The sequence below is a fragment of the Shewanella marisflavi genome (assembly GCF_002215585.1).
Lineage (GTDB): Bacteria > Pseudomonadota > Gammaproteobacteria > Enterobacterales > Shewanellaceae > Shewanella > Shewanella marisflavi.
The window spans coordinates 2,024,681-2,047,616 of sequence record NZ_CP022272.1 but is presented as its reverse complement, the minus strand read 5'-3'; the positions used below and the strand labels follow the sequence as shown (position 1 = coordinate 2,047,616).

Below are 22,936 nucleotides of genomic sequence, written 5' to 3'. Positions count from 1 at the left end.
AGCCTATTCCAGGGTGGCTAAGATCTCATCAGAGATCTCGGCATTATGATAGACCTCTTGGACATCATCATGATCTTCAAGGTTATCGATAAGGCGTAGAAACTTTGGCGCCGTCGCCGCGTCGAGCTCCGCCTTAGTCGAAGGCACCATGGTCACTTCAGCGTTGACCGATGCTAAGCCTGTCGCATCCAGTGCATCTTTTACCGCCCCGAAAGCGTCTGGTGTTGTGTAGACATCGATAGAGGTATCATCATTGGTTACGACATCTTCTGCGCCAGCATCGAGCGCCGCATCCATGATGGTGTCTTCATCGCTGCCTTCAGCATAAGAGATCACACCGCGCTTCTCGAACAGATAGGCAACCGAACCGTCGGTGCCCAGGTTACCACCAGACTTGCTGAAAGCATTACGCACACCAGATACGGTGCGGTTACGGTTGTCTGTCATGGTTTCCACCATAACGGCTGTGCCACCTGGACCATAACCTTCATACATGATGGTTTCCAGCACCTGACCGTCTAACTCACCGGCGCCGCGCTTAATGGCGCGCTCGACCGTATCACGGGTCATATTGTTTGACAGCGCCTTATCGATAGCGGCTCTGAGTCTGGGGTTTGAATCGGGATCTGAACCACCTTCCCGCGCTGCGACGGTGAGTTCGCGAATAAATTTGGTGAAGAGTTTACCGCGTTTGGCATCTTGTGCTGCTTTGCGGTGTTTGATGTTGGCCCATTTACTGTGACCGGCCATAGAAGACTCCTTATTCGAGTATGCCTCGAAAAAGCCGAGCTAGGTGCTCGGCTTAATGATTCAATATTGCGTTATTCCTGTTCTTTTTTCGCTTCGACTACGCTAACGCCGAGTTCCTCGAGCTGGACTGGGTTAGCAAATCCAGGCGCGTTGGTCAGAGGACATGCCGCGGTGGTTGTCTTAGGGAAGGCCATCACGTCACGAATAGAGCTTGCGCCCGTCATCAGCATCACAATACGATCCAGACCAAAGGCCAAACCAGCATGTGGTGGGGTACCATACTTGAGCGCTTCAAGCAGGAAGCCAAACTTCTCTTGAGCTTCCTCGTCGTTGATCCCCAGAATTCTGAACACGGCAGATTGCATTTCACTATTGTGAATACGCACCGAACCACCACCCAGTTCGCAACCGTTAAGCACCATGTCATAGGCGTCCGAAATTGCTGCCGTTGGGTTGGCTTCCAGCTCAGCAGGTGAGATACCACTTGGCGCGGTGAACGGATGGTGCATGGCGTGCAGACCGCCGTCAGAGGTGCGCTCGAACATTGGGAAGTCAACCACCCATAGTGGTTTCCAGTCACCTTGCAGCAGGTTGAAATCTTCACCTACTTTCAGACGCAGTGCGCCCATGGCTTCTGCCACTATGTTTGCCTTGTCCGCACCAAAGAGGATAAGGTCACCATTAGCCGCACCAGTGCGCGCTAGGATACCATTAACCACCTCTTCACTCAGGAACTTAAGCACTGGCGACTGAATGCCTTCCAGGCCTTTCTCCAGCTCGTTGACCTTCATCCATGCCAGCCCTTTGGCGCCATAAATGTTGACATACTTGCCATATTCGTCGAGCTGCTTACGAGACAGGCTGGCCCCACCTGGCACACACAGCACGGCCACACGGCCTTCACTGTCATTTGCTGGCTCTTGGAACACTTTAAAGTCAACGTCTTTGACCAAATCAGCCACATCGATAAGTTCAAGCGGGTTACGTAGATCAGGCTTGTCAGAGCCGTAACGACGCATCGCCTCGGCGAAGGTCATCTTAGGAAACTCACCCAGTTCGACATTAAGTAACTCTTTAAACAGACCACGAACCATCTCTTCTGTTTTATCCATCACCTCAGCAGAGGTCATAAAGGAGGTTTCGATATCGATCTGAGTAAATTCAGGCTGGCGGTCGGCACGCAAATCTTCATCACGGAAACATTTGACGATCTGATAGTAGCGATCAAAACCTGACATCATCAGCAGCTGCTTAAACAACTGTGGCGATTGTGGTAAGGCGAAGAACTGTCCCTTATAGGTACGGCTAGGTACCAGGTAATCCCTTGCTCCTTCTGGCGTCGCCTTTGTCAAAATAGGCGTTTCGATATCGAGGAAACCATTGCCATCGAGGAAACGACGCACGGCGCTGGTGACCTTAGAACGGAAGATGATGCGCTCGGCCATCTCAGGGCGACGCAGGTCCAGATAGCGATATTTAAGGCGCTGCTCTTCTGTATTGTGTTGATTTTTGTCCATGTTGATCGGCAAAGCTGGCGCGCTATTAAGTATGGTCAACGCCTTACCTAATACCTCGATTTCACCGGTGCGCATCTGATCGTTGATCTGGCTGTCAGGGCGAGCACGAACCAGGCCCTTAACCTGAACACAGAACTCGCTGCGCAGTGTGCTGGCGACATCGAATACCTCTGGCAAGTCAGGGTCATAAACAACCTGAATCACGCCTTCTCGGTCACGTAGATCAAGAAACACAACGCCGCCAAGATCGCGACTACGATTGACCCAACCTACGAGAGTAACTTCTTCCCCAACATGAGACCGATTAACGTCTCCACAATAATGACTGCGCATCTAACCCTTTCCTTTCATCCACAAGGCCTTGCTTGAGGATATTCAATACATGACAAAAGCGGCATTATAGTGAAATATTGCCGATTTCAAAACAACTTCATCTTCTTAAAATGAAGTAAACCTTTGGGTTGGATAAATATCCATCAATACCAAAGCACGCTTAACAAAATCAAGCGCTATGGTAGCAGCGACCCCCCTGTTTCATCGCCCGGGACATGAGTTTATCGGCTGTCTTAAGCAGCTCAACCACTGTATCGCCATCGTTTGGAAACATAGCAACGCCTATGCTGACCGATAGTGCCACATTCACACCATTGATCGCAAAGGGCGCGCTAAAACTACCGATAATGCCATCGGCCACCTGACACACGGTATCGAGGTCTTTGCTGCGATTTAACACCATCACAAATTCATTGCCACCAAAACGTGCCAAGGTATCAGATTTACGCACCGCCGCTTTAAGTTGCTGAGCCCCCTTCGCCAAAACGCTATCACCCACCTTATGACCGTAGGTCTGGTTGATATCAGGCATATTGTCAAAACTGATAAACAGCACGGCAAAAGGCGTCATATCTCGTCTGTGCATCAACACTGATTGCTGCAATCTGTCATCAAGCAAGCTACGGTTTGGTAGGCCTGTTAAGGCATCAAACTGACCCGCCTGCGAGATCTCAAAGGCCAGCTCTCTTGCGAGAATCTGGCGGCTGTGGTGTCCTCGCCATAGCAAATAAGCAATTAAAATAAAGCTCACTAATGCCAACGCATAGAAACCATTTTGGTAGTTCAACATCGTCTGCCAGCGACTTGTATCCTCTTTTACCCAATGCTGATAAATGGCCTGTTGTCGATCAGGGGTTAACTGGGCGATCGCCTGGTCCCACATAGGAACCAACTCTTTATATTTTTTATTAAAGGCAAAATGGCTTTGCTGCTGCGAAAAATCGGCCAACACAGACATCTTTAATGCCTTGTAGTCGCCCTGCTTTAACACCATGGCCATGTTGATCACTTTCTCGATAAAGGCATCGGCCTTACCTTGTGCCACCGCATCTACCCCGGCGCGACTATTGGGAACGATCACTAGCTCTATGCCGAGATCTTTATTCATCAGGTTGGCGATAAGCTGATAGCCTTCGACGACCGCTAAGCGTTTGCCACTCATCTGACTGAGATTGAATACCGTCACCTGATTTAAATTAGTCACCAAGCCCCAGGGTGACGGCCAATAGGCACTACTAAAGGCCAATTCCCGCTCGCGCTCCGGCGTGTAGGCGACGCTACCAACAACATCTACCTCGCCATTTTTTAGCGCATCGACCAGACTATTCCAGCGTTCATAAGCAACCGGTTGTACCTCAATGCCAAGCTGCTCGGCAATCCAGGTCGTGATCTCACTGTTGATGCCCATAAACTCACCACGCCCGTTAGCGTATTCCATCGGTGCCCAGGCACTAAGGTAACCCACTTTAAGCGTGCCCAAGCCTTGTAAATATTGACGCTGGGCCGGCGTTATCGTCACTGAACTGAGGAGAGTGTGAAAGCTGCGATCTTCTTTATCCAATATCCATTTACTCTCAATCGCGGCCAATTCGGCTGGATTAATAAGCTTAAATCCCGCAGCGATGCGCTGGGCGAGGCCTTTATCTTCGTTTCGCGTTAACGCATAAATGTCTGTGGTAAAGTCAAGCTGGCGATACTGATGAAAGTCAGGCCAGGAATCGGTTCGTAGCAGGTAGTGCTGGGTCCAGGCTGATGCCGCTACGAAAGCCGCGATGTGACCCTGCTGCGCCGCCTCAATCATCTGGGTCACATTCATATAAAGCTTTAGTTCAGATTCTGGTAACGCCTGCTTGAGCTTATCCAGATAGGGGGCGGTAGGCACGGCGCCAACCCGTTTCCCCTTTAGCTCATCCAGACTCGTCAGCGGACGCCCATGACTAAAGATGCGACTCTTGACCTGATAGGTTTTCCAGGCGCGGGTAAGATTAGTCTTCATAGTATCGCTTTCAGGATAGCCCACATGAATATCGGCCCTGAGATATTTGAGCTCATCCAGGCTGTCCTCCATGGATGCCGGGCGAAACTCTACCGCAATCCCTGTTTTTTTCGACCAGAGTTTCCAGATGTCGATATAGAGTCCATGGGGCTCGCCATCCCCACCTGTATCGGCAAAAGGTTGAATGCCTGTTGTGGTGGCAATCACTAAAGTATTGCTATCTTGGCTAAAGCCTAACCAACGTTTGTCTATCTCTGTGCGGCTGGCCTGAGTTAAGCGCTCAAAGCCGCGATTTATCAGACTGATCAACTCCGTACGCCCTTTCCTTACGGCAGGCACCAAAGCGGTTTTTTTTATTAACAAGCGATTGTCTAGGGGAAACTCCTCGAGCACTGCTCGGCTGACCGCATTATCTTTAAGGTAGCCTTCCATGCCCGCAAACACATCTACCTCACCCTCTACTACACCGCGCATGAGATCGGCCCGGCTATTATAGTAGCGATAACTGAGTCCATTGACCTGTTGACTCAAAATTGACTCATGAGAAGAGCCCTTCACGATACCAATGCGGTAAGGTAACAGGTCTTCGTAACTCTTTTTGTTTTTCAAACTATTGCGCACATAAAGATAGGTGCTGACATAAGCAATGGGCGCTGCGAAATCAAAATACTGCTCACGATCTTGAGTGATCCCCAAGCCAATATGGATATCGGCATCTCCCTGAGCCACCTGGGTAAGCGAGTCCTGCCAATGACGTGCGACAAATACAACAGGCACCTGAGTCTGGGATGACCACTCCCGCCATAGATCCACCAAGACCCCTTTGGCATCACCATTTTCATCAATAAACTGATAGGGATAACTGTCCTCCCCAAACACCAAGATCAACGGCTTTTGGCGCTCTTCGGCCATGGAATTAAACCCGAGGAGCAGGGAGACGGCAAACATCAAGCGAATTAGTAGTGTCAAAGAATATTCCCAGTATCGTTTAAAAAAGCGCTTAAGCCTTGACCGACTAAGCAGTGCCTGACTCAAAATAAAGTTAACCCGGTACAAAGACCTCAACTCGGGTTTAAAAAAATGGCCTCTTTCCTTGGTTGCGAAAGACAAAGTCACGGCGCTGTAAAATATATGTTGTTATTAGGATATTAGACAGAATTTTATTCCTAATTTCCAGTACTAGACTTGCTGCGAACTGTTATCATTAGCTAGAATGAAATATTGAATTTACTCAAAAAACTCTGATGAACTCAACACAAGATACTATTTACGCACAAGCCTGTGAACATATCAGTGACTTTCAATTCGATGATCGAGTTGCTGGTGTCTTTAGCGACATGATCCGCCGCTCAGTTCCCGGATATGGACAGATCATAAATACCCTAGGTGATTTTGCCGATAAGTGCGTCTCTCCCGATTCAAATATCTATGATTTAGGCTGCTCTTTAGGCGCCGCCACCCTTAGCGTACGCCGCCGTATTGAAGGACGAGGATGCCATATCATTGCCGTGGACAATAGTGAATCTATGGTCGAGCGCTGCAGGCAGCACCTTAACGCCTATGTTAGCGAAACCCCGGTAGACCTGGTCTGCGCCGACATTCGCGACATCGATATCCAGAACGCTTCTATGGTGATTTTGAACTTCACCATGCAGTTTCTCGCCCCAGAAGACAGACAGACGTTAATTGCAAACATCTATCGCGGCCTCAAACCCGGTGGCATATTAGTATTGTCAGAAAAGCTAGTGTTCGACGATGCGCCCGTACAGCATCTGTTGGACGAATTGCATCTGGATTTTAAACGGGCTAACGGCTACAGCGAATTAGAGATCAGTCAAAAACGCAGCTCGCTTGAGCATGTCATGAAACCTGATACGCTGGAGCAGCACCAACAGCGCCTGACAGATCAGGGTTTTAGTCATTTCAGTGTCTGGTTTCAATGTTTTAACTTTGCTTCTATGGTGGCCATCAAGTGATCAGCTTTAGCTCTTTTTATCAACAAATCGCCGATTCAAACCTCCAGCATTGGCTAGAGGAACTTCCGGCGATCCTAGGCCAATGGCAGCGAGAGCATAAACATGGCAACCTGCCCAAATGGGAAAAAGTGCTCAACAAATTGCACTACCCTGCGCCAGATCAACTCGATTTCAGCACCAAGGTGGCTGTTGGCAGCGGCGAACAACTCAGCCAGGGGCAACAGGAAAAACTGAAAAACCTGCTGAAGCTCTTTTCACCATGGCGTAAAGGCCCGTTCGATCTTCATGGCATTCATATCGATACCGAATGGCGTTCAGATTGGAAATGGGAGCGCGTACAGCCTCACATCTCACCTTTAAAGAATAGAACCGTGCTCGATGTCGGCTGTGGTAGTGGTTACCACATGTGGCGCATGCTAGGAGAAGGCGCTAAGCGTGTGGTCGGCATAGACCCATCCCCGCTGTTTTTGTGTCAATTTGAAGCAGTAAAGCGTCTAGCCGGCACTGAACATCCCGTGCACCTCTTGCCCCTTGGCATTGAGCAGTTACCGCCGCTCGATGCCTTTGATACCGTGTTTTCTATGGGTGTGCTTTATCATAGACGCTCTCCTATAGATCACCTGTTTCAATTAAGGGATCAGTTAAGAACCGGCGGCGAGCTCGTGCTGGAAACGCTAGTCGTGGATGGCGATGAAAACACCGTACTTGTGCCTGGTGAACGTTATGGCAAGATGAATAATGTCTGGTTCCTGCCTTCGGCCAAAGCATTAGAAGCCTGGCTCAAAAAAGCCGACTTTGTCGATGTTCGTTGTGTCGATATTGATGTAACCTCATTAGCAGAGCAGCGAACCACAGAATGGATGCCAAACGAATCATTAGTCGATTATTTGGACCCCAATGACATCAGCCTGACCGTCGAGGGATATCCTGCGCCTAAGCGGGCTACGTTTATCGCCGTCAAGAATCAGCCTAATAAAGATTTGATTTAAAAGAATAGTAAATGGAAAACACTATGTTAAAACAGATAACTACCCTCGCTTTAGTGACAAGTCTTGTTGGATGCGCGGCAACACAAGCGCCAGAACAACCTGCGCCTGTCGATATTGACACCTTCAATGCCAGCCTTAGCGAGCAAAAAAGCGAGCTAGTGGCCTTAATCAACGCTAATCAAACCGAACAACAAGTGGTGCTCTCTTCACTTTCAACTCAACTCGATGGCCTCAGCCAACAGCTGGAGGAGGTTAAGCGCCAACCTGAAAAGCAAGTGGTTCAAGTGCCAGTGGAGTGTGACCCTTCGCCTATTGGGGATAAGTTTATCTTAGGGGCGGTAGAGCACGTCTATATTGATGAGATCAAAGCTGGATTTGAAACCCGTATTGACACTGGCGCCGAATCTTCCTCACTTGATGCCCATAACATCATACTGTTTGAACGTAACGGCAAGCAGTGGGTACGTTTTGATGTGTTTACCCAAGGCGCAGACAAGCCTGCAGAAACCTTCGAATCAAAAGTCGAGCGTTTTGTGCGCATCAAGCAAGATGGTGATGAGAATGACAGACGTCCGGTGATCCATGCTCATCTACAGATTGGAAACTACAAAGCCGAAACCGATCTCAACTTAGTCGATCGCAGTCACCTGGATTACCAACTCCTGCTGGGTCGTAAGTTTATGCAAGATATTGCCGTGGTAGATGTGGGGCAGACTTTTGTGCACGGTAAGAAAAATCCATCAAATACAGTAAAATAAGAATAGGATATTAACCTGATGCACTCTAAAAAGCCTTTTTATATCTTAGTCGCACTACTGTTTATTGCTGGTATTGCGGCAAGCGTTTATCGTGGTATCGAGCATAATGTACCCTTCCTGCCGGGCGAGCAGGTTCAGAGCTGGGCAGTCGACGCTAAGGTCAGTTTTCAGGGCACAGGACAGCCTGCTGAAGTCACCTTCTCAGTCCCCAAAGATCCCGCGTTTGAGATCTTGGCAGAAAACGCTACTTCACCGGGTTATGGCCTCTCGGCTACCGAAGATAACAATGGCCGCCAGGTCACTTGGTCTACCCGTGAAGCAATCGGTCAGCAAGATCTTTACTATAAAGTCACCTTAGTGCCAACCGGTAAGAATGAAGTCCTGGCCGAACAGGAACCTGCTACACCGCAAGCCTACAACTGGTCTGCTACTGAACAGGCGGCAGCGGAACAGGTAATGAATGAAATTTGGTCACGCAGTGCCACCAACCTTTCGTTCGCTCAGCAGCTCAACAAAAGCTTTAATGCCACCGAGCGTAGCCAGAACCTGGAGCTGTTGCTGACCACCAACTCCCGCGCCGATCTCTTTATCAGAATGCTCAACAGCAAAGGGATACCAGCCAAGAAAGTCAGCGGGCTGTTTTTGGAAGATCAACGCCGTCGCCAGCAACTGACCACTTTTGTCGAAGTGTACCATCAGGGCCAGTGGATCATCTTTAACCCAGCCGATGGTAGCCAAGGACGTCCAGACAATCTGCTTATCTGGGACAGAACCGCTAAATCCACTTTAGATGTGGTTGGTGGTGTTAACTCTCAGGTGAACTTCTCCATGCTGCAGGACACGCGTTCCGCACTGGCGACCTCTATCGACATGCTGAAGAATAAAGATGCCCTCGACTTCTCCCTCTACCAGCTGCCGCTTGAAGAGCAGAGTCTGTTTAAAGGTATTTTGCTGATCCCTATCGGCGTGCTCATGGTGGTCTTTTTACGCGTGATCATAGGCATCAAGACATCTGGTACCTTTATGCCTGTGTTGATCGCCCTGGCCTTTATTCAAACCACGCTGCTGACGGGACTTATCGGCTTCCTCTTGATTGTTGCCTTCGGCTTGATGATCCGCTCCTACCTGTCGGATCTCAACCTCTTGCTGATCTCACGGATCTCGGCGGTCATCATAGTAGTGATCGGCATCATAGGCCTGTTCACCCTGCTCTCCTACAAGTTTGGCCTCAGTGAAGGCTTAACCATTACCTTCTTCCCGATGATCATCCTGGCATGGACCATCGAGCGTATGTCTATCCTCTGGGAAGAGGAAGGCGCAAAAGAGGTCATGGTACAAGGCGGCGGCAGCTTGTTTGTGGCCACTTTAGCCTATCTCGCCATGAGCGCTAGCTGGGTTCAACACTGGGTGTTTAACTTCCTGGGTATTCACTTAGTTATCCTGGCGACCGTACTCTTAATGGGTCAGTACACAGGCTACAAGTTATTAGAACTTAGACGCTTTAGGCCACTGGCGGGAGAATAAACATGCTATTTGCCCGACCACACAAGCTTAAGGAAAATGGCGTCCTTGGCATGAACAAACGTAATATCGACTATATAGGTCGCTATAACCCACGTAAGTTCTACAAACGCGTAGATGACAAGCTCACGACAAAACAGCTGGCGCTGGCCAACGATATCGCCGTGCCCGCGCTTATCGGTACCGTATGCCAACAACACGAGATCATACATATTCCCGAGATGGTCAATAACCGCGATGGTTTTGTTATCAAACCCTCCCAAGGGTCCGGTGGTAAAGGGATTTTGGTGATCACTAAGGTGGAGAATGGTCATTATTTCAAGCCTAGCGGCCATGAGGTGACCCCTAGCGAGATCGACCGCCATATCTCAAATATTCTCAGTGGGCTTTTCTCCTTAGGGGGCAAACCCGATGTGGCGATCGTTGAAGGCTTGATCGAATTCGACCCTGTCTTTGACGGCTACTCCTTCGAAGGGGTGCCCGATATTCGACTCATCGTCTTTAAGGGCTTCCCTGTGATGGGAATGCTCAGACTCTCGACAGCGGCATCTGATGGCAAAGCAAACTTGCACCAAGGAGCTGTAGGCGTAGGACTTGATATCGCCACGGGACGCGGCCTGCACGCAGTGCAGTTTGACTGTCCAATAGAGCTGCACCCAGACACAGACAAAAAACTCACCGATATTGAAGTCCCCCACTGGGACACTCTGCTCCATACGGCATCAAAAGCCTATGAGATGAGTGAGCTTGGGTATTTGGGGACTGACATGGTACTGGATCAAAAACTCGGTCCACTGCTCCTAGAGCTCAACGCCCGTCCGGGATTGGCAATTCAGATCGCCAATGCTCAAGGGATATTGCCGCGCCTAAAGCACGTCGAGCAGATGAAAAACAAGTCTATGTCAGTCGAAGAGCGCGTCGCTTATGCTAAAACGCATTTTAGCAGTCTCACTAGCGCTTAACTTTAGTTTGGCGGCTGAGGCCGCCTCTCCCATCACCATGCTCAGTCAGCAATGTATCGACTATCAGGTCTCTTTGTCTCAAGCTCAGGTCAGCATTACACCTATGCAAGCCAGTATCGAGCTGGAGCGGCAGCTTATCGGCCTGTTTAATTTAAAAGACAGTGTACGCTTCTATCGTCAATATCCTCTCAGCGCTGATGACAAAGAGGCTCTGCTACAATGTCAGTTGCATCTGGCAGATGAGTTTGCCCGCTTAACACAATCCCCGTGGATAATAGAGCAAAGTCAGCTTTGGACGCAAAATGAGCAACCCGGGCTGCGCCGTTTCGGCCATCACCTAATCAGGCAACTCAAAGAGCAAATAAGCCCAGAGCAGAAATCAAGAATCCACACGGCACAAGCAAGCATTGCCCACGGCCTAAGGCAAAAGAACCTTTCCCTGGCTCTTGGCGACTCACACTGTGAGCTTCAACATCAAACAGAACATCACAGCGCATTTGAGAACGATACTAAATCCTTTGATCGCTCAATCGCCAGTTATCTGATTGCCCAACAAGATATCAGTTGTAAGCGCCAGGTATGGCAGGCGTATCAGACAAGGGCAAAAGAGCGAAATCAAGCGGCCGTTTCGCAAATATTGTCCACCAAACAGGAGATAGCCCAGCAGCATCAAGCGCCTGACTATGCACATTGGGTGCTGAGCAATCAGCTGCTTAAATCACCAGCCCAGGTTAAGCGCTATCTTGATGCCATGACGCAAACCACGATTGCCCCCTGGATGCTCGGTACCCAGTTAGCCGGCCTCCCCAAGGCCGACATAGCCCCGGTGTCGGCGGCTAACATGTTAGAACAGATAGAGGAAAAGCTCAGTCCTTTCGGTCTGCTCATTGAGCCCGTCAACCACAAGATGAGCCGACTTTGGCATCATGGACGCCTGTTAGGCGATATATTTCTGGCGACGACGCCAGATATAAGGGTCAGCCCCTTAAGACAAGCGGTAATTGGCCAGCAATTTGGTCAGTTGACGCTTTCATCTCCCGAACAACTGGAAGACTATCGCGCCCAGGAGCAGTTTATCACTAGCATTGCCGAACTCGTGGCGCGTATGCTGCCAGGTGGGCATTACTATTTGAACAACACTCTGGGCGACACCCAAGACACCCAAGCATTAGCGAGCCAATGGTTAGCACTCTACCTTACAAGGCAACTACTACCGACTCTGCCCATAGATAGCCGCGAGGCTCAACTCGAAGCCTTTTCGACTCAGCTTAAGGTCTTTCGAAGCAAACTGGCCCTGGTCGCCTATCAAACAAAGGCCGATCGCAGCTACCAGGATCTTAGCCAGGAATTTGCCTTGAGTTTTGGTGAGCCTTGGCCACAGGCCTATGATGCACTGTACAGCTTTACCGGCGCCGTTAACCAAGGTCCGCTCTATTATCTGGCGCTGTGGAAAAAGAGTCTCGCTAAGCAGATCCAAGCCCAGTCGCGACTCGATACACAAGCCTTATTTGATCTCTTACTCGTAAACGAACAACAGCTCAGCCTTGATGATCAACTCACCCTTATATTTGGCGACACAACACCTGTCGTAAACCTACTTGAAAGGAGGCAACATGTTCAACATAGCGCCATACACTAAACTCTTAGGCACATTCGCGCTCTCTTCAGTCCTCTTGCTGTCGACTCAATCTGCCGTTGCAAAAACAACCGCCGCATTAGATGCGATGGGCGTAAAACAAGCCATTCAGACGAACCTAGAAGATCACCTTTACCAACTGCCCCCCAGAGTACAGGGCCATTACGGCATCAGGCTCTATCGCATGACGGGTGATGAACAATACGCCAACGCTGCCTTGGTGGACCTTTACGCAGTGACAGAATCACAAGCCTTTTACGCCTGCCAACTGGATAAGCCTGGATTTATTGCGAATGAAGCGCAGTCAGCGATTGATGTGCTGGGTAATGGCCCCAGAGCCAAAGCACGTAAGAAGGCGTTACAACCCTTCCCCGAATTTCTATTCTATACAGATGTATTACTGAGATTCTCGAGTCGTATCGATGAATTTGGCTTGCAGGGTCCTTGTCATGACAAGCTAGTCAAAGCCCTTAAGTCAACAGATCTGAAGCGCGGTTTGACCGATAAAGCCATGATTGAGGCTTGGGCAGCGCAATTAGTCAACTATGTCTACTGGGCCAAGCAGCTGGGCGTGGGCGATTATGTGCAAGACTACAAGGCTGCCTTTAACCGTGTTTACCCTCAAAGTCGAGATGCCAAACTCACTAAGAAGCAGTTCCGCAACAAGATCTACGGCATGACCCACTTTATCTTTGCCGCCAGTGAATACTACCAGCAGCCGGTAGATAGTAAGACCTTTGCCTGGATCTTGGATTACTTCGAAGCCAATATCGACAGGATCCTCGCCGATGCCACCGACGATATCATCGCCGAAGTGGGAATTAGCTTCCATCTGGCGGGCATGTCCGACAATCCTGTTGTGAAAAAGACTCAGGCGCACATCATATCGGCCTTCGATCCCAAGGTGCAGACCATCCCCTCACCGCGCGGCAATCCCGATCTTGCCTTGGGTGAGCATCGTAATGTCTTAGCCATGATGCTGTTAGACTGGCCTGAAACCCTGTACCAAGGCCCTTATTTGCACCAACTTAAAGCGACCAAGAAATATATGCCTAAGTTAGTAACCATAAAACCTAAACAGCCGCAAAAATAGCAAAGGGTAGCGAGCATGAGTCAAGCCAAATCCACCTTTGAACAGTGGCGCATTCTCCAGGCTGTAGTCGATTACGGCGGTTACGCCCAGGCAGCAGAAAAGTTAAACAAGAGTCAGTCGTCGCTCAATCACGCCGTGGCAAAATTGCAAGCACAGCTGGGTGTTGCACTATTGGAAGTCAGAGGGCGCAAGGCTTATTTAACCGAAAGTGGTGAGGTTCTGCTTAGGCGCTCACGGCACATTACCCGATCTGTGACTGAGTTAGAGCAACTAGCCAACAATCTGGAAAAAGGCTGGGAACCCAGCCTAATGCTCTCCAGAGAGTTGATCTACCCAATGGAGCACCTTATCGATGCCCTGGCAGAATTTGAACCCCAGGGCCGGGGCACAAGGATCACTATATTGGACTCTGTGATCAGTGGCAGCGCCGAGTTAGTGGAATCGGAAAAGGTCGACATAGCCATCATAGGCGGCGCAGCGCCTAAAGGGTACCTTGCACAGCCTTTATGCCATGTGGACTTCTTTCTGGTCTGCCATCCCTCTCACCCGTTGGCGAGTATGGATATGCCCCTGGATGATCAGACCCTGGCAGAACAGTTACAGATAGTGATTAAAGATACCGGTCAGATCAGCCGCGGCGAAATGGGGTGGCTCAAAGCTGAGCGCCGCTGGACGGTTGCTAACTTTCATGAAGCCTTGGTGGTACTGGCAAAAGGCCTGGGATTCTGCTGGATCCCGAGTCATCTGGTCTGTGGCGCCATCGAGCAAGGTAAACTGACACGACTGGAACTTAAAGGCTCGACCCACAGACAAGTCCCCTTAAGTCTGGTTATCCCCAACCGCGATAAACAGGGACCAGCGTCCCAACTACTTGAGCAGCTTATCTTGAAAAATCACGCGATTTAAAGGGAGAAAGCAAACGAAGATGGACTAGGCTGAGCCCCCTGATAACGAGCATTGAGGGCCGATTGGCTATAGACTTCAGCCTTATTTTCTAAGATTTGACGACTGATACGCTCAATAGTTTGTGAGGGCGCTCTATCATTATCCAGGGCTGAGGGGGAATCGACTCTGCTGGCTGATATTTGGCCTTTTTCATCCACCTCCCCAGCCACCTTGGGCGTTACAGGGTCAGGCAACTGACGCTGCTGCTCACTCTTACCCGCATCAATTAATGGCTGCATCTCTTTGGGTGTCATCACGCTCTGCTGACGCTCTTGAGCCAGTTCAGCTTTTGCCGCATTCATCTTGCGCAGCGCCTCGCTGGCTACACGAATATCCGCCATAGAGGGCGTCATAGGCGCCATTGCAGCGGCGTAAACCTGCTTCATCTTATTCAAGGTCGCTAGCGGATCACCTGGCACCGAGGAGATATCGATTGCCACCTCACCATCGACGGCGTAACGACGACCATCGCTTCCCTGCTCATATTTGAAACTCGGGCTGCGTGCAAAAGTACCGCCAACACTGGCATGAGCCTGCTCATGGGCTCTCACCTCAGCGTCACGTTTTGCCAGCGCCTGCAACTCGGCCTCCTGTGCCCTATCTAACTGCTCAGCATCAACCTCTTTGTCCTTAAAGGGATCATAGCCTTGCTGCTCCCGCGCATCTGTCTGACTAAAGACATTAGCTCCTGAACCTTCTTGCGCGGCGGGATCACCGGCGGATTCGCCCGCATCCTCTTGTGCTGGATTAAAGATCGTTTCCACCTGATCTTTAGCAAAGATATTACCAATCCCATTGGCTTCACCTGTGTCTGCAGCGCTCGTTTCACTCGCACCTGAGCCAGTGTTTATTCGCCCTTGGCTAGCAGCTGGATTAGCGGCGACTTGGCCAGGCGCGCGATTAATCAGTCCATTTACCCCTAGCGCCCCTTGAGACAGGCTATAGCCACCGCGGCTTTGCTTGCTTACAGAACTATTGCTGTCGTTGATATTAACCAAGCTATTAGTGGGCGATAGATCTGCCTTAAGAGTCGCGGTTTGACCTGATAACCCCGCACTGCCAATACTCGCCGTGATAGGGGAAGATGCAGACGTCACAGGAGATTGCGTGGCTAATGTTTGTGAGCCATGTGTTTGTGAGCCATGTGTTTGTGAGCCTTGTGTTTGCGGGGCTAGCGTTTGTGGAGCTAAATGTTGCGCAGTCAGTGTTTGCGCCGAAGAAACTGGCGTTACTGAAGCACTGACTGAAGGATTTGAACTGAAGCGCTGACCAAGTGAAGACGGCGAAGCATTTAATCGCATCGCCGTTAGAGATGGCGCAGTCATGACGCCGGTCATGGGGTTACACCTTAATGTCTATCACTGTACCTAGGGTTTCATTTGCTGTTTCGAGCACTTCTACCGCAGCTTCCCCTTGGTTTTTCGACTCGATGGCTGACACTAAAGCCCCGGTTTTATCGGTCGCACTAACGGGATTGGTTGTTTCTGTCGAACCCGCCTCACTCGTTTGAGGCTGACTGGGTTTTGCCACATCAACCGTTGCCTGCGTCAGGCCTGATTGCGCACCTTTTAAGCCCGCTAACCCGGATGAAAAACTTGATGGTATTTCCATAATCTAACGCCTCTTTAGGCAAGTCACAGTTATGGCTAATTATTAACCAAAAGCCAACGAATGTACAGGCTTTCACGCCAGGGTAGTTATCTGTTTGAATTGATTAGCTTGCCCCTATCCAGTTGGCTTCCCAATCTTTCCATACCGGAGTAAAGCCCCGCTGCCTAAGGACCTTGACCACCTCGGCTGCACTGCGCTCATCACTGATCTCAAACTGATCCAATTGAGCATCAGGATTTACATAACCGCCAGGCTCTGTACGGCTTCCGGCGCTCATCTGAGTGATCCCAAGGCCAAGCAGATTATCGCGTAACTTAGGTGTCTCTCGGGTGGAGAGGCTGATCTCCAACTGCTCATTAAACAGTCTGAAGGCGCAAATTAGCTGTACTAATCCCCGATCAGACAGTTGCACCTTAGGCGTAATGCCCCCGACACAGGGCCTTAACCTCGGCAGTGAAATACTGTAGCGACTGCGCCAGAACCGCCGCTCGAGATAATCGAGATGGTGCCCCATCAACAGCGCGTCCATACGCCAATCATCCAAGCCTAAGAGGACCCCAAGCCCTATCTTATCCACGCCGGCCTGGGCGATACGCTCAGGCGATTCTAGACGATAGCCATAGTCTTGCTTGTTGCCCCTCAGGTGATGTTTCTGGTAGGTGGTGGGGTCATAGGTCTCCTGATACAACATAACGGCATCCAACCCTCTTGCCACCAGTGCGTCGTAAGCCTTTGTGCTCAAGGGCTGCACCTCCATGGCCACATGACTAAACTGCGCCTTTACCTGTGGCAGCACGGACGAAAAATAGTCCAGCCCCACCTTAGTCTCATGCTCGCCGGAGACTAAGAGAATCGAGTCGAATCCCTGAGGCTTGATCACCGCCATTTCGGCGGCTAGTTCCTCAGCGCTCAATACCTTGCGCTTAAGCTTGTTACTCATGGTAAAACCACAATAATCGCACTCATTGGCACAGAGATTAGACAGATACAGGGGCAGATAGAGACCTATGTTGTGACCAAAACGCCGCCGAGTCAAAGCCGCAGCTCGCTGAGCCATCAGCTCAATATAAGCTTCGGCAGCCGGAGAAAGTAGCGCTAACAGATGATCAAGATTGCCCTGCTCCCCCGCAATTGCCGCTTCAACCTGGGCTGGTGTGGTCGAATACAGCCTTAACTTCAAGGTCTCTCTGGAAAGCTTAGCTAGCTGCTGAATAAAACTCATCAATCAGACTCCGCTAAAAATCCAGTCAGCGACTGCTGTGGGCTGGTGCCTATCGCCCTGGCGTGTACCTCGGCCAATCCTGCTTCATAAGCCTTACGCCCAGTCGCAACCGCCTCGGCAAAACAAAGCGCCATTTTTACCGGATCCCGACTGGCAGCAATCGCTGTATTGACCAGTACGGCGCTCGCCCCCATCTCCATCGCAGCCATGGCCTGTGAAGGGGTTCCTATTCCCGCATCCACCACTACGGGGACATTGGCCTGCTCTATGATGATCTTCAAAAAAGTAGCGGTTGCGAGTCCCTGATTAGAACCAATGGGGCTGCCTAAAGGCATCACAGCGGCGCAGCCCACCTCTTCCAATGCTCGGCACAACACGGGATCGGCATGCACATAGGGTAAAACCGTAAAACCGCGTTCACACAACACCTTAGCGGCATTAAAGGTTTCAATAGGATCGGGCATCAGGTATTTGGGATCCGGATGGATCTCAAGTTTCACCCAAGAGGTCCCCAGCACTTCCCGCGCCAACTCGGCGGCAAAAATTGCCTCCTTGGCATTGCGGGCACCAGAAGTATTGGGTAGCAACTTAACACCACTTTGCCGCAGGGGAGCAAGAATATCGTCAAAGCCACCTTTAATATCGACACGTTTCATTGCCAAGGTCACCAGTTGCGAGCTACTGGCAGCCAAGGCCGCGAGCATCTGATTAGCAGAGGAAAACTTGCCCGTGCCAGTGAATAAACGCGATGAGAACTGAGTATCGCCTAGGGTTAACATATTATCCTCCTGCCACTACACCAAAAATTTCAACCACATCATCTGCTTCACACTCAGTCACAGCCCACTGTGACTTAGGTACTAGCTCACCGCCGCGCACTAATGCCACGCTGTCCAAATTGATCGATTGCGCCATTAACATTGCCAGCAAGCTGGTCCCTGTTGGCAGCGTTACCGGCAGGCCGTTGACACTTATTCTGATCTCACTCATCTATCTCTCCTTTGCCATGTCGGCGCACACAGGGCAGTGAGGATCGCGCCGTAATCTCACCTTGTGCATCTCTGCCATTAGGCCGTTATATCGCTGCATTTCCCCTAGCCCACCCAGTTCCATGATCAGCTTAAGGGCCAGTAGCGCCTGCATCGATGCCATAGTGCCGACCATAGGCCCCAGCACACCAAGGGTTGAGCAGTTTTCACTGACTCTTAGTTCGGCGGGAAAAACACAGTGATAGCAGCCCGCCTCAGGCGCCCTTGATAAATCGAAGGCCATCAACTGACCACTGAAATGCGCAGCAGAGCCCACGACATTGGGCAGATTGGCTGCTACGCACGCAGCATTCACACAGTGGCGGGTGGCAAAGTTATCACTGCAATCCAGTACCAGATCCACATCACCGAAGAGCGTCCTGGCATTTTGCCGATTAAGGCGCTCAGTCTTGGCTGTTATCTGGCAAATATCAGCATTGTAATGACCTGAACCTAGTTTTTGCTGAGCCACCAAGGCTTTGTACTTGCCGCAATCATCAAGGGAGAACAGTAACTGGCGCGGCAAGTTACTCAGCTCAACCTTGTCGTCATCGATGAGCGTCAGCCCACCAATGCCGGCCGCGCTCAGATACTGGGCGCAAAGCTGACCTAAACCACCTATCCCGACTATCGCTACGCGAGCCGCCATCAGGCATTGCTGGCCGTCTTCGCCCACTTCCGGCAATAAGATCTGCCGAGAAAACTGGATAAATTGTTGATCAGCTAGCGGCATCGCCATTCTCCCAAAGCCTGAGTAACTCAAGATAGGCATCGCCAGGCGAAGCAGCCTGGGTTACCGCCCTGACAAGCGCCACGGCGTCGACACCTGTCGCTTTAACGGCTTCGAGTCGCGATTTATCTATGCCGCCAATCGCCACCCGCGGACATCCGGGGTCAAAAAGAGCCACCAGATGCTTGAGGTTCTCTAGCCCCTGCGCCTTTGACGGCATTGACTTGGTAGGAGTTGGGAAGATATGCCCTAGAGCGATATAAGATGGCTTGAGTTGGCACGCCAGCGCCATCTCAAATACTCCGTGACTCGAGAGCCCAAGCGCCATCCCTGCGTTGGCAATTGCCTCAAGATCGGCATCAAACAGATCTTCCTGACCCAGATGGACACCAAATGCGCCGTGTTTTACCGCCAATTGCCAATGGTCATTGATAAAGAGCTGAGCGCCATACTCTCTCCCAAGAGCAATGGCATCAATTATCTGACGCTCTAGCTCATCTGTGGTGCTTAGCTGTTTTATCCTAAGCTGCACCGTGCTGGCTCCTGCTGCCAGCACCTGTGATAGGGTCTTGACATCACCTACCACGGGATAGATACCGATCGGCTGGGTTAACGCAGGAAAGCTAAGCGCAAGGCCATGAGGAGTATGGTGTGAAATATGCCTTAGAAAATCGGGGCCCTTGCAGTTTTCTGCATCGATTAAGCTTATCTTAGCGAGGCTTTTCAACCTCTTAGGCCAGCCACAACGCTCTAGTGGCCCCGAGCCTGCGCCTACCGGGCTGGCCGCCGCGATCCCTTGACCAACATAGGCTTTAGCCAGTAAGACCGCATCATGCAACACCAAGCCATGAGCGAGAAAGCTCGCAATTGCCGATGAGAGCGTGCAGCCGCTACCGTGGTGGTTTGGGTTATCACTTCGCTCGCTACTAAGGCGAAATCCCCTATGCTGATGCAAAGCTGAGGTATGAGGTACCTTATGGCAGACAAAATGATCCTCGGCGTACTGCGCTTGCCAAAAGGCCCCCTTATCGCCGCCGGTTATCAAGAGGTTACAGCCCAGATAATGGGCTAAATTCTGCGCCTTAGCAGAGATCCCGCCACTATCATCACCCACTAACGCCGACAGTGCCTCAAATTCCTGGCCATTGGGAGTGATCAGGGTAAGTAGCTGCCCGAACGGGGAAAAATCCAGCCCCTTATCAGCCTCAGCACTGACAAGCGTGTCTCCACAGGAAGCCACCATCACAGGATCTAGTATGATAGGGACCTGATAACCAGTGACCTTGGCGTGTGATGTAAAATGCGTCGCCAGCCAATCGGCAAGCAGATCAATCTGACGCTGATTCGCCAGCAAGCCAATTTTTATCGCCTTTGGCGGCAGGTCAACCAGCAAGGTGTTGAGTTGATTGAGCAGCAAGGCGTCGCTGACCGGCTCAACACCATTGACCGCTACCGAATTTTGCGCGGTCACACAGGTGATCACGCTGCAGCCATGACCGCCGAGATCCGCTATGGTTGCCAGATCCGCTTGAATCCCGGCGCCGCCACCACTGTCTGAACCGGCTATGGTCCAGACGATAGGTTTAGCACTGCCCATGGCTATACCTCTTCAACGTCGGCCATTGTGGCACTGTGATAAAGGGCGCCACCGGTCTGCTTAAACTGCGCCGACATCTTCTCCATCCCTTGCTGGATCTGTGTCTGAGGCGCTGCCTCATAAGCCTGGCTGTGCTGTACCTCAATCGCCTGCGCCTGACTCTCTTGCGCCGCGGCGTACTCACGTACTTCCTGGGTGATTTTCATTGAGCAAAACTTAGGGCCACACATGGAGCAGAAATGGGCAACTTTGGCCGATTCTTGAGGTAAGGACTCATCGTGATAAGCCCTGGCGGTATCGGGATCTAATCCCAGGTTGTACTGATCCTCCCAGCGAAACTCGAACCTTGCCTTCGACAAGGCATTGTCGCGGATCTGAGCGCCAGGATGCCCCTTGGCCACATCCCCGGCGTGGGCCGCTATCTTGTAGGCGATCAGTCCCTGTTTCACATCTTCCTTATTGGGCAGTCCCAGATGCTCCTTAGGGGTGACGTAACAGAGCATCGCACAGCCATACCAAGCAATCATAGCCGCGCCGATCCCCGAGGTGAAATGATCATAACCTGGCGCGATATCTGTGGTTTGCGGGCCTAAGGTATAAAAAGGTGCCTCATCACACAGCTCGAGCTGCTTATCCATGTTCTCTTTGATCAGCTGCATCGGGATATGCCCCGGGCCTTCTATGATAGTTTGCACATCGTGTTGCCAGGCGCGCTTAACCAGCTCCCCTAAGGTTTCAAGCTCAGCAAACTGCGCTTCATCGTTCGCATCGGCAATGGAACCTGGGCGCATACCATCCCCAAGAGACAAAGAGACATCGTAGGCCGCGCACAACTTACAGATCTCATCAAAGTGCTCATAGAGGAAGTTCTCTTTATGATGAGAGAGACACCACTTGGCCATGATAGAACCGCCGCGGGATACAATACCGGTCAAACGTTTCGCCGTCATGGGCACATAACGCAGTAAGACACCGGCGTGAATAGTAAAATAGTCCACCCCCTGCTCCGCCTGCTCAATCAGGGTATCCCTGAAGATCTCCCAGGTGAGATCTTCGGCAATGCCGTTGACCTTCTCCAGCGCCTGATAGATGGGAACCGTGCCTATGGGCACAGGCGAGTTACGAATGATCCACTCGCGAGTCTCGTGGATATAGCGACCGGTTGAAAGATCCATTACAGTATCGGCGCCCCAACGCGTCGCCCACACCAACTTCTCCACCTCCTCTTCGATAGAGGAAGTCACCGCGGAATTCCCTATATTGGCGTTGACCTTGACCAGAAAATTGCGACCAATGATCATCGGCTCGGCTTCTGGGTGATTGATATTTAAAGGAATGATCGCCCGGCCAGCGGCCAGTTCCTGACGGACAAACTCTGGGGTTATCGCCTGGCCCACCTTGGCGCCAAAGCTTTCCCCTGCTGCGCGCTGGGTCAACACCTCATCGATCACAGTATCGCGAGCCATATTTTCCCGCAGGGCCACATATTCCATCTCAGGGGTGATAATGCCGCGTCTGGCGTAGTGCATCTGGGTTACCACCTTGCCATCTTTAGCGCGTCTCGGTCTTGGCAGATGTTCAAACCTTAAGTGATCCAGTCCCTCATCGGCCAAACGTTGCTGGGTAAAACCCGAGCTTGCCTGACTTAGCGTCTGGGTATCGTCCCGCTCTGCGATCCAAGTACTGCGCAGCTTATCCAGACCGCGACGCACATTGATATCTGCCTTAGGGTCTGAATAGGGACCGGCACAGTCATAAACCTTGATTGGCGGATTCTTTGCAACAATGGGCGCCGATTGGGTACCACCAATCAGGGTATCGGACTGATGGATCTGGCGCATGGCAACCTTGAGGTCGGCTCGACTCCCCTGCAAGTAGATCTTCTCTGAATTGGCATGTTGTAGCGGTTTTAGATTATCGATAAAGGCCTGGGCCCGGGCTCGAGTTTCACGACGTGTTGACATAAGCAATCTCACTATTGAGTTAAATGAAGTTGCTTGTCTGGAGAAGTTGGCGTTGAGGGCATTAACCACGGACGATATAAGATGATCGCACCAGGTCAAAAATATGGTTTGATAGGCAAGTTCAAGGGCAAATTATCGCCTACAAATTAGCCTTTACCAAGGTCATATTATGCTTGTTTCCTTCGCAGGGACTAACCTGATCAGGTTCAACGGATCCCGAATTAACGGTCTCAGCCTAATGGCACTCCGACAAGAGGTGCCCAGTATAGACCTAAGCCTTAGCGATAAACAAGCCCTTAACTCACGAG

Annotated in this window: 19 protein-coding genes and 1 riboswitch; of the genes, 8 read left to right on the top strand and 11 right to left on the bottom strand. The window is 51.0% G+C overall.

Annotated features, from left to right (window positions below; genetic code table 11):
* Positions 1–3: 3 nt before the first annotated feature.
* From CFF01_RS08890 to CFF01_RS08880, 3 genes are all read right to left on the bottom strand, one after another.
* Positions 4–750, bottom strand: a complete 747-nt coding sequence (locus CFF01_RS08890; protein WP_088904565.1) for a YebC/PmpR family DNA-binding transcriptional regulator — start codon at positions 748–750, stop codon at positions 4–6.
* Between the two features lie 71 nt (positions 751–821).
* Entirely contained in the window at positions 822–2,600 is a 1,779-nt protein-coding gene (aspS, locus tag CFF01_RS08885; RefSeq protein WP_033538103.1) for an aspartate--tRNA ligase, read from the bottom strand.
* Between the two features lie 169 nt (positions 2,601–2,769).
* On the bottom strand, positions 2,770–5,565 hold the full coding sequence (locus CFF01_RS08880) for a transporter substrate-binding domain-containing protein (RefSeq protein ID WP_232479533.1): 2,796 nt from the start codon (positions 5,563–5,565) through the stop codon (positions 2,770–2,772).
* Positions 5,566–5,840: 275 nt separating this feature from the next.
* On the opposite strand from CFF01_RS08880, the gene cmoA reads away from it, so the two are divergent.
* From cmoA to CFF01_RS08840, 8 genes are all read left to right on the top strand, one after another.
* Positions 5,841–6,572 (top strand): carboxy-S-adenosyl-L-methionine synthase CmoA, encoded by a 732-nt coding sequence (cmoA, locus tag CFF01_RS08875; protein ID WP_033538101.1) that lies wholly within the window; start codon positions 5,841–5,843, stop codon positions 6,570–6,572.
* On the top strand, positions 6,569–7,561 hold the full coding sequence (cmoB, locus tag CFF01_RS08870) for a tRNA 5-methoxyuridine(34)/uridine 5-oxyacetic acid(34) synthase CmoB (protein ID WP_033538100.1): 993 nt from the start codon (positions 6,569–6,571) through the stop codon (positions 7,559–7,561). The genes cmoA and cmoB overlap by 4 nt, the downstream gene beginning before the upstream one ends.
* A 23-nt stretch (positions 7,562–7,584) precedes the next feature.
* On the top strand, positions 7,585–8,319 hold the full coding sequence (locus CFF01_RS08865; RefSeq protein ID WP_088905919.1) for an ATP-dependent zinc protease family protein: 735 nt from the start codon (positions 7,585–7,587) through the stop codon (positions 8,317–8,319).
* An 18-nt stretch (positions 8,320–8,337) separates the two neighbouring features.
* Complete coding sequence (locus CFF01_RS08860; RefSeq protein WP_033538099.1) at positions 8,338–9,843, top strand: UUP1 family membrane protein; 1,506 nt, start codon at positions 8,338–8,340, stop codon at positions 9,841–9,843.
* Between the two features lie 2 nt (positions 9,844–9,845).
* Positions 9,846–10,802 carry an alpha-L-glutamate ligase-like protein gene (locus CFF01_RS08855; protein WP_088904563.1) on the top strand — a complete coding sequence of 319 codons (957 nt, stop codon included), beginning with the start codon at positions 9,846–9,848 and terminating at the stop codon, positions 10,800–10,802.
* Positions 10,765–12,441, top strand: a complete 1,677-nt coding sequence (locus CFF01_RS08850) for a M3 family metallopeptidase (protein WP_088904562.1) — start codon at positions 10,765–10,767, stop codon at positions 12,439–12,441. The genes CFF01_RS08855 and CFF01_RS08850 overlap by 38 nt, the downstream gene beginning before the upstream one ends.
* An 85-nt stretch (positions 12,442–12,526) precedes the next feature.
* Positions 12,527–13,531 (top strand): DUF3541 domain-containing protein, encoded by a 1,005-nt coding sequence (locus tag CFF01_RS08845; protein ID WP_232479557.1) that lies wholly within the window; start codon positions 12,527–12,529, stop codon positions 13,529–13,531.
* A gap of 15 nt (positions 13,532–13,546) precedes the next feature.
* Positions 13,547–14,437 (top strand): LysR family transcriptional regulator, encoded by an 891-nt coding sequence (locus tag CFF01_RS08840; protein WP_033538095.1) that lies wholly within the window; start codon positions 13,547–13,549, stop codon positions 14,435–14,437.
* Here CFF01_RS08840 and CFF01_RS08835 read toward each other — a convergent pair.
* The 8 genes from CFF01_RS08835 to thiC all read right to left on the bottom strand — a co-directional run bounded on the left by CFF01_RS08835 (position 14,434) and on the right by thiC (position 22,628).
* Positions 14,434–15,777, bottom strand: a complete 1,344-nt coding sequence (locus tag CFF01_RS08835) for a putative metalloprotease CJM1_0395 family protein (protein WP_232479556.1) — start codon at positions 15,775–15,777, stop codon at positions 14,434–14,436. The genes CFF01_RS08840 and CFF01_RS08835 overlap by 4 nt on opposite strands.
* 40 nt (positions 15,778–15,817) lie before the next feature.
* Positions 15,818–16,087 (bottom strand): hypothetical protein, encoded by a 270-nt coding sequence (locus CFF01_RS08830; RefSeq protein WP_033538093.1) that lies wholly within the window; start codon positions 16,085–16,087, stop codon positions 15,818–15,820.
* A gap of 103 nt (positions 16,088–16,190) precedes the next feature.
* Positions 16,191–17,309 (bottom strand): 2-iminoacetate synthase ThiH, encoded by a 1,119-nt coding sequence (gene thiH, locus CFF01_RS08825; protein ID WP_088904559.1) that lies wholly within the window; start codon positions 17,307–17,309, stop codon positions 16,191–16,193.
* Positions 17,309–18,088 carry a thiazole synthase gene (locus CFF01_RS08820; RefSeq protein ID WP_088904558.1) on the bottom strand — a complete coding sequence of 260 codons (780 nt, stop codon included), beginning with the start codon at positions 18,086–18,088 and terminating at the stop codon, positions 17,309–17,311. The genes thiH and CFF01_RS08820 overlap by 1 nt, the downstream gene beginning before the upstream one ends.
* A 1-nt stretch (position 18,089) precedes the next feature.
* Positions 18,090–18,299: a sulfur carrier protein ThiS gene (gene thiS / locus CFF01_RS08815; RefSeq protein ID WP_088904557.1), complete on the bottom strand. Its 210-nt coding sequence runs from the start codon at positions 18,297–18,299 to the stop codon at positions 18,090–18,092.
* Complete coding sequence (locus CFF01_RS08810) at positions 18,300–19,070, bottom strand: HesA/MoeB/ThiF family protein (RefSeq protein ID WP_088904556.1); 771 nt, start codon at positions 19,068–19,070, stop codon at positions 18,300–18,302.
* Positions 19,057–20,664, bottom strand: coding sequence for a thiamine phosphate synthase (thiE, locus tag CFF01_RS08805; protein ID WP_088904555.1), 1,608 nt, complete (start codon positions 20,662–20,664; stop codon positions 19,057–19,059). Before thiE ends, CFF01_RS08810 begins: the two co-directional genes overlap by 14 nt.
* A gap of 2 nt (positions 20,665–20,666) precedes the next feature.
* A complete protein-coding gene (gene thiC, locus CFF01_RS08800; protein WP_088904554.1) occupies positions 20,667–22,628 on the bottom strand; it encodes a phosphomethylpyrimidine synthase ThiC in 1,962 nt (653 codons plus the stop codon).
* Positions 22,629–22,788: 160 nt separating this feature from the next.
* A riboswitch (TPP riboswitch) is annotated at positions 22,789–22,887 on the bottom strand.
* Between the last annotated feature and the right edge of the window lie 49 nt (positions 22,888–22,936).

Bases quoted from the DNA above. Each gene is read 5' to 3' on its own strand.
- CFF01_RS08890 (WP_088904565.1), bottom strand. From the start codon at position 750: ATGGCCGGTCACAGTAAATGGGCCAACATCAAACACCGCAAAGCAGCA.
- aspS (WP_033538103.1), bottom strand. From the start codon at position 2,600: ATGCGCAGTCATTATTGTGGAGACGTTAATCGGTCTCATGTTGGGGAA.
- cmoA (WP_033538101.1), top strand. From the start codon at position 5,841: ATGAACTCAACACAAGATACTATTTACGCACAAGCCTGTGAACATATC.
- CFF01_RS08865 (WP_088905919.1), top strand. From the start codon at position 7,585: ATGTTAAAACAGATAACTACCCTCGCTTTAGTGACAAGTCTTGTTGGA.
- CFF01_RS08860 (WP_033538099.1), top strand. From the start codon at position 8,338: ATGCACTCTAAAAAGCCTTTTTATATCTTAGTCGCACTACTGTTTATT.
- CFF01_RS08855 (WP_088904563.1), top strand. From the start codon at position 9,846: ATGCTATTTGCCCGACCACACAAGCTTAAGGAAAATGGCGTCCTTGGC.
- CFF01_RS08850 (WP_088904562.1), top strand. From the start codon at position 10,765: ATGCTAAAACGCATTTTAGCAGTCTCACTAGCGCTTAACTTTAGTTTG.
- CFF01_RS08845 (WP_232479557.1), top strand. From the start codon at position 12,527: ATGGGCGTAAAACAAGCCATTCAGACGAACCTAGAAGATCACCTTTAC.
- CFF01_RS08840 (WP_033538095.1), top strand. From the start codon at position 13,547: ATGAGTCAAGCCAAATCCACCTTTGAACAGTGGCGCATTCTCCAGGCT.
- CFF01_RS08835 (WP_232479556.1), bottom strand. From the start codon at position 15,777: ATGCGATTAAATGCTTCGCCGTCTTCACTTGGTCAGCGCTTCAGTTCA.
- CFF01_RS08830 (WP_033538093.1), bottom strand. From the start codon at position 16,087: ATGGAAATACCATCAAGTTTTTCATCCGGGTTAGCGGGCTTAAAAGGT.
- thiH (WP_088904559.1), bottom strand. From the start codon at position 17,309: ATGAGTTTTATTCAGCAGCTAGCTAAGCTTTCCAGAGAGACCTTGAAG.
- CFF01_RS08820 (WP_088904558.1), bottom strand. From the start codon at position 18,088: ATGTTAACCCTAGGCGATACTCAGTTCTCATCGCGTTTATTCACTGGC.
- thiS (WP_088904557.1), bottom strand. From the start codon at position 18,299: ATGAGTGAGATCAGAATAAGTGTCAACGGCCTGCCGGTAACGCTGCCA.
- CFF01_RS08810 (WP_088904556.1), bottom strand. From the start codon at position 19,070: ATGCCGCTAGCTGATCAACAATTTATCCAGTTTTCTCGGCAGATCTTA.
- thiE (WP_088904555.1), bottom strand. From the start codon at position 20,664: ATGGGCAGTGCTAAACCTATCGTCTGGACCATAGCCGGTTCAGACAGT.
- thiC (WP_088904554.1), bottom strand. From the start codon at position 22,628: ATGTCAACACGTCGTGAAACTCGAGCCCGGGCCCAGGCCTTTATCGAT.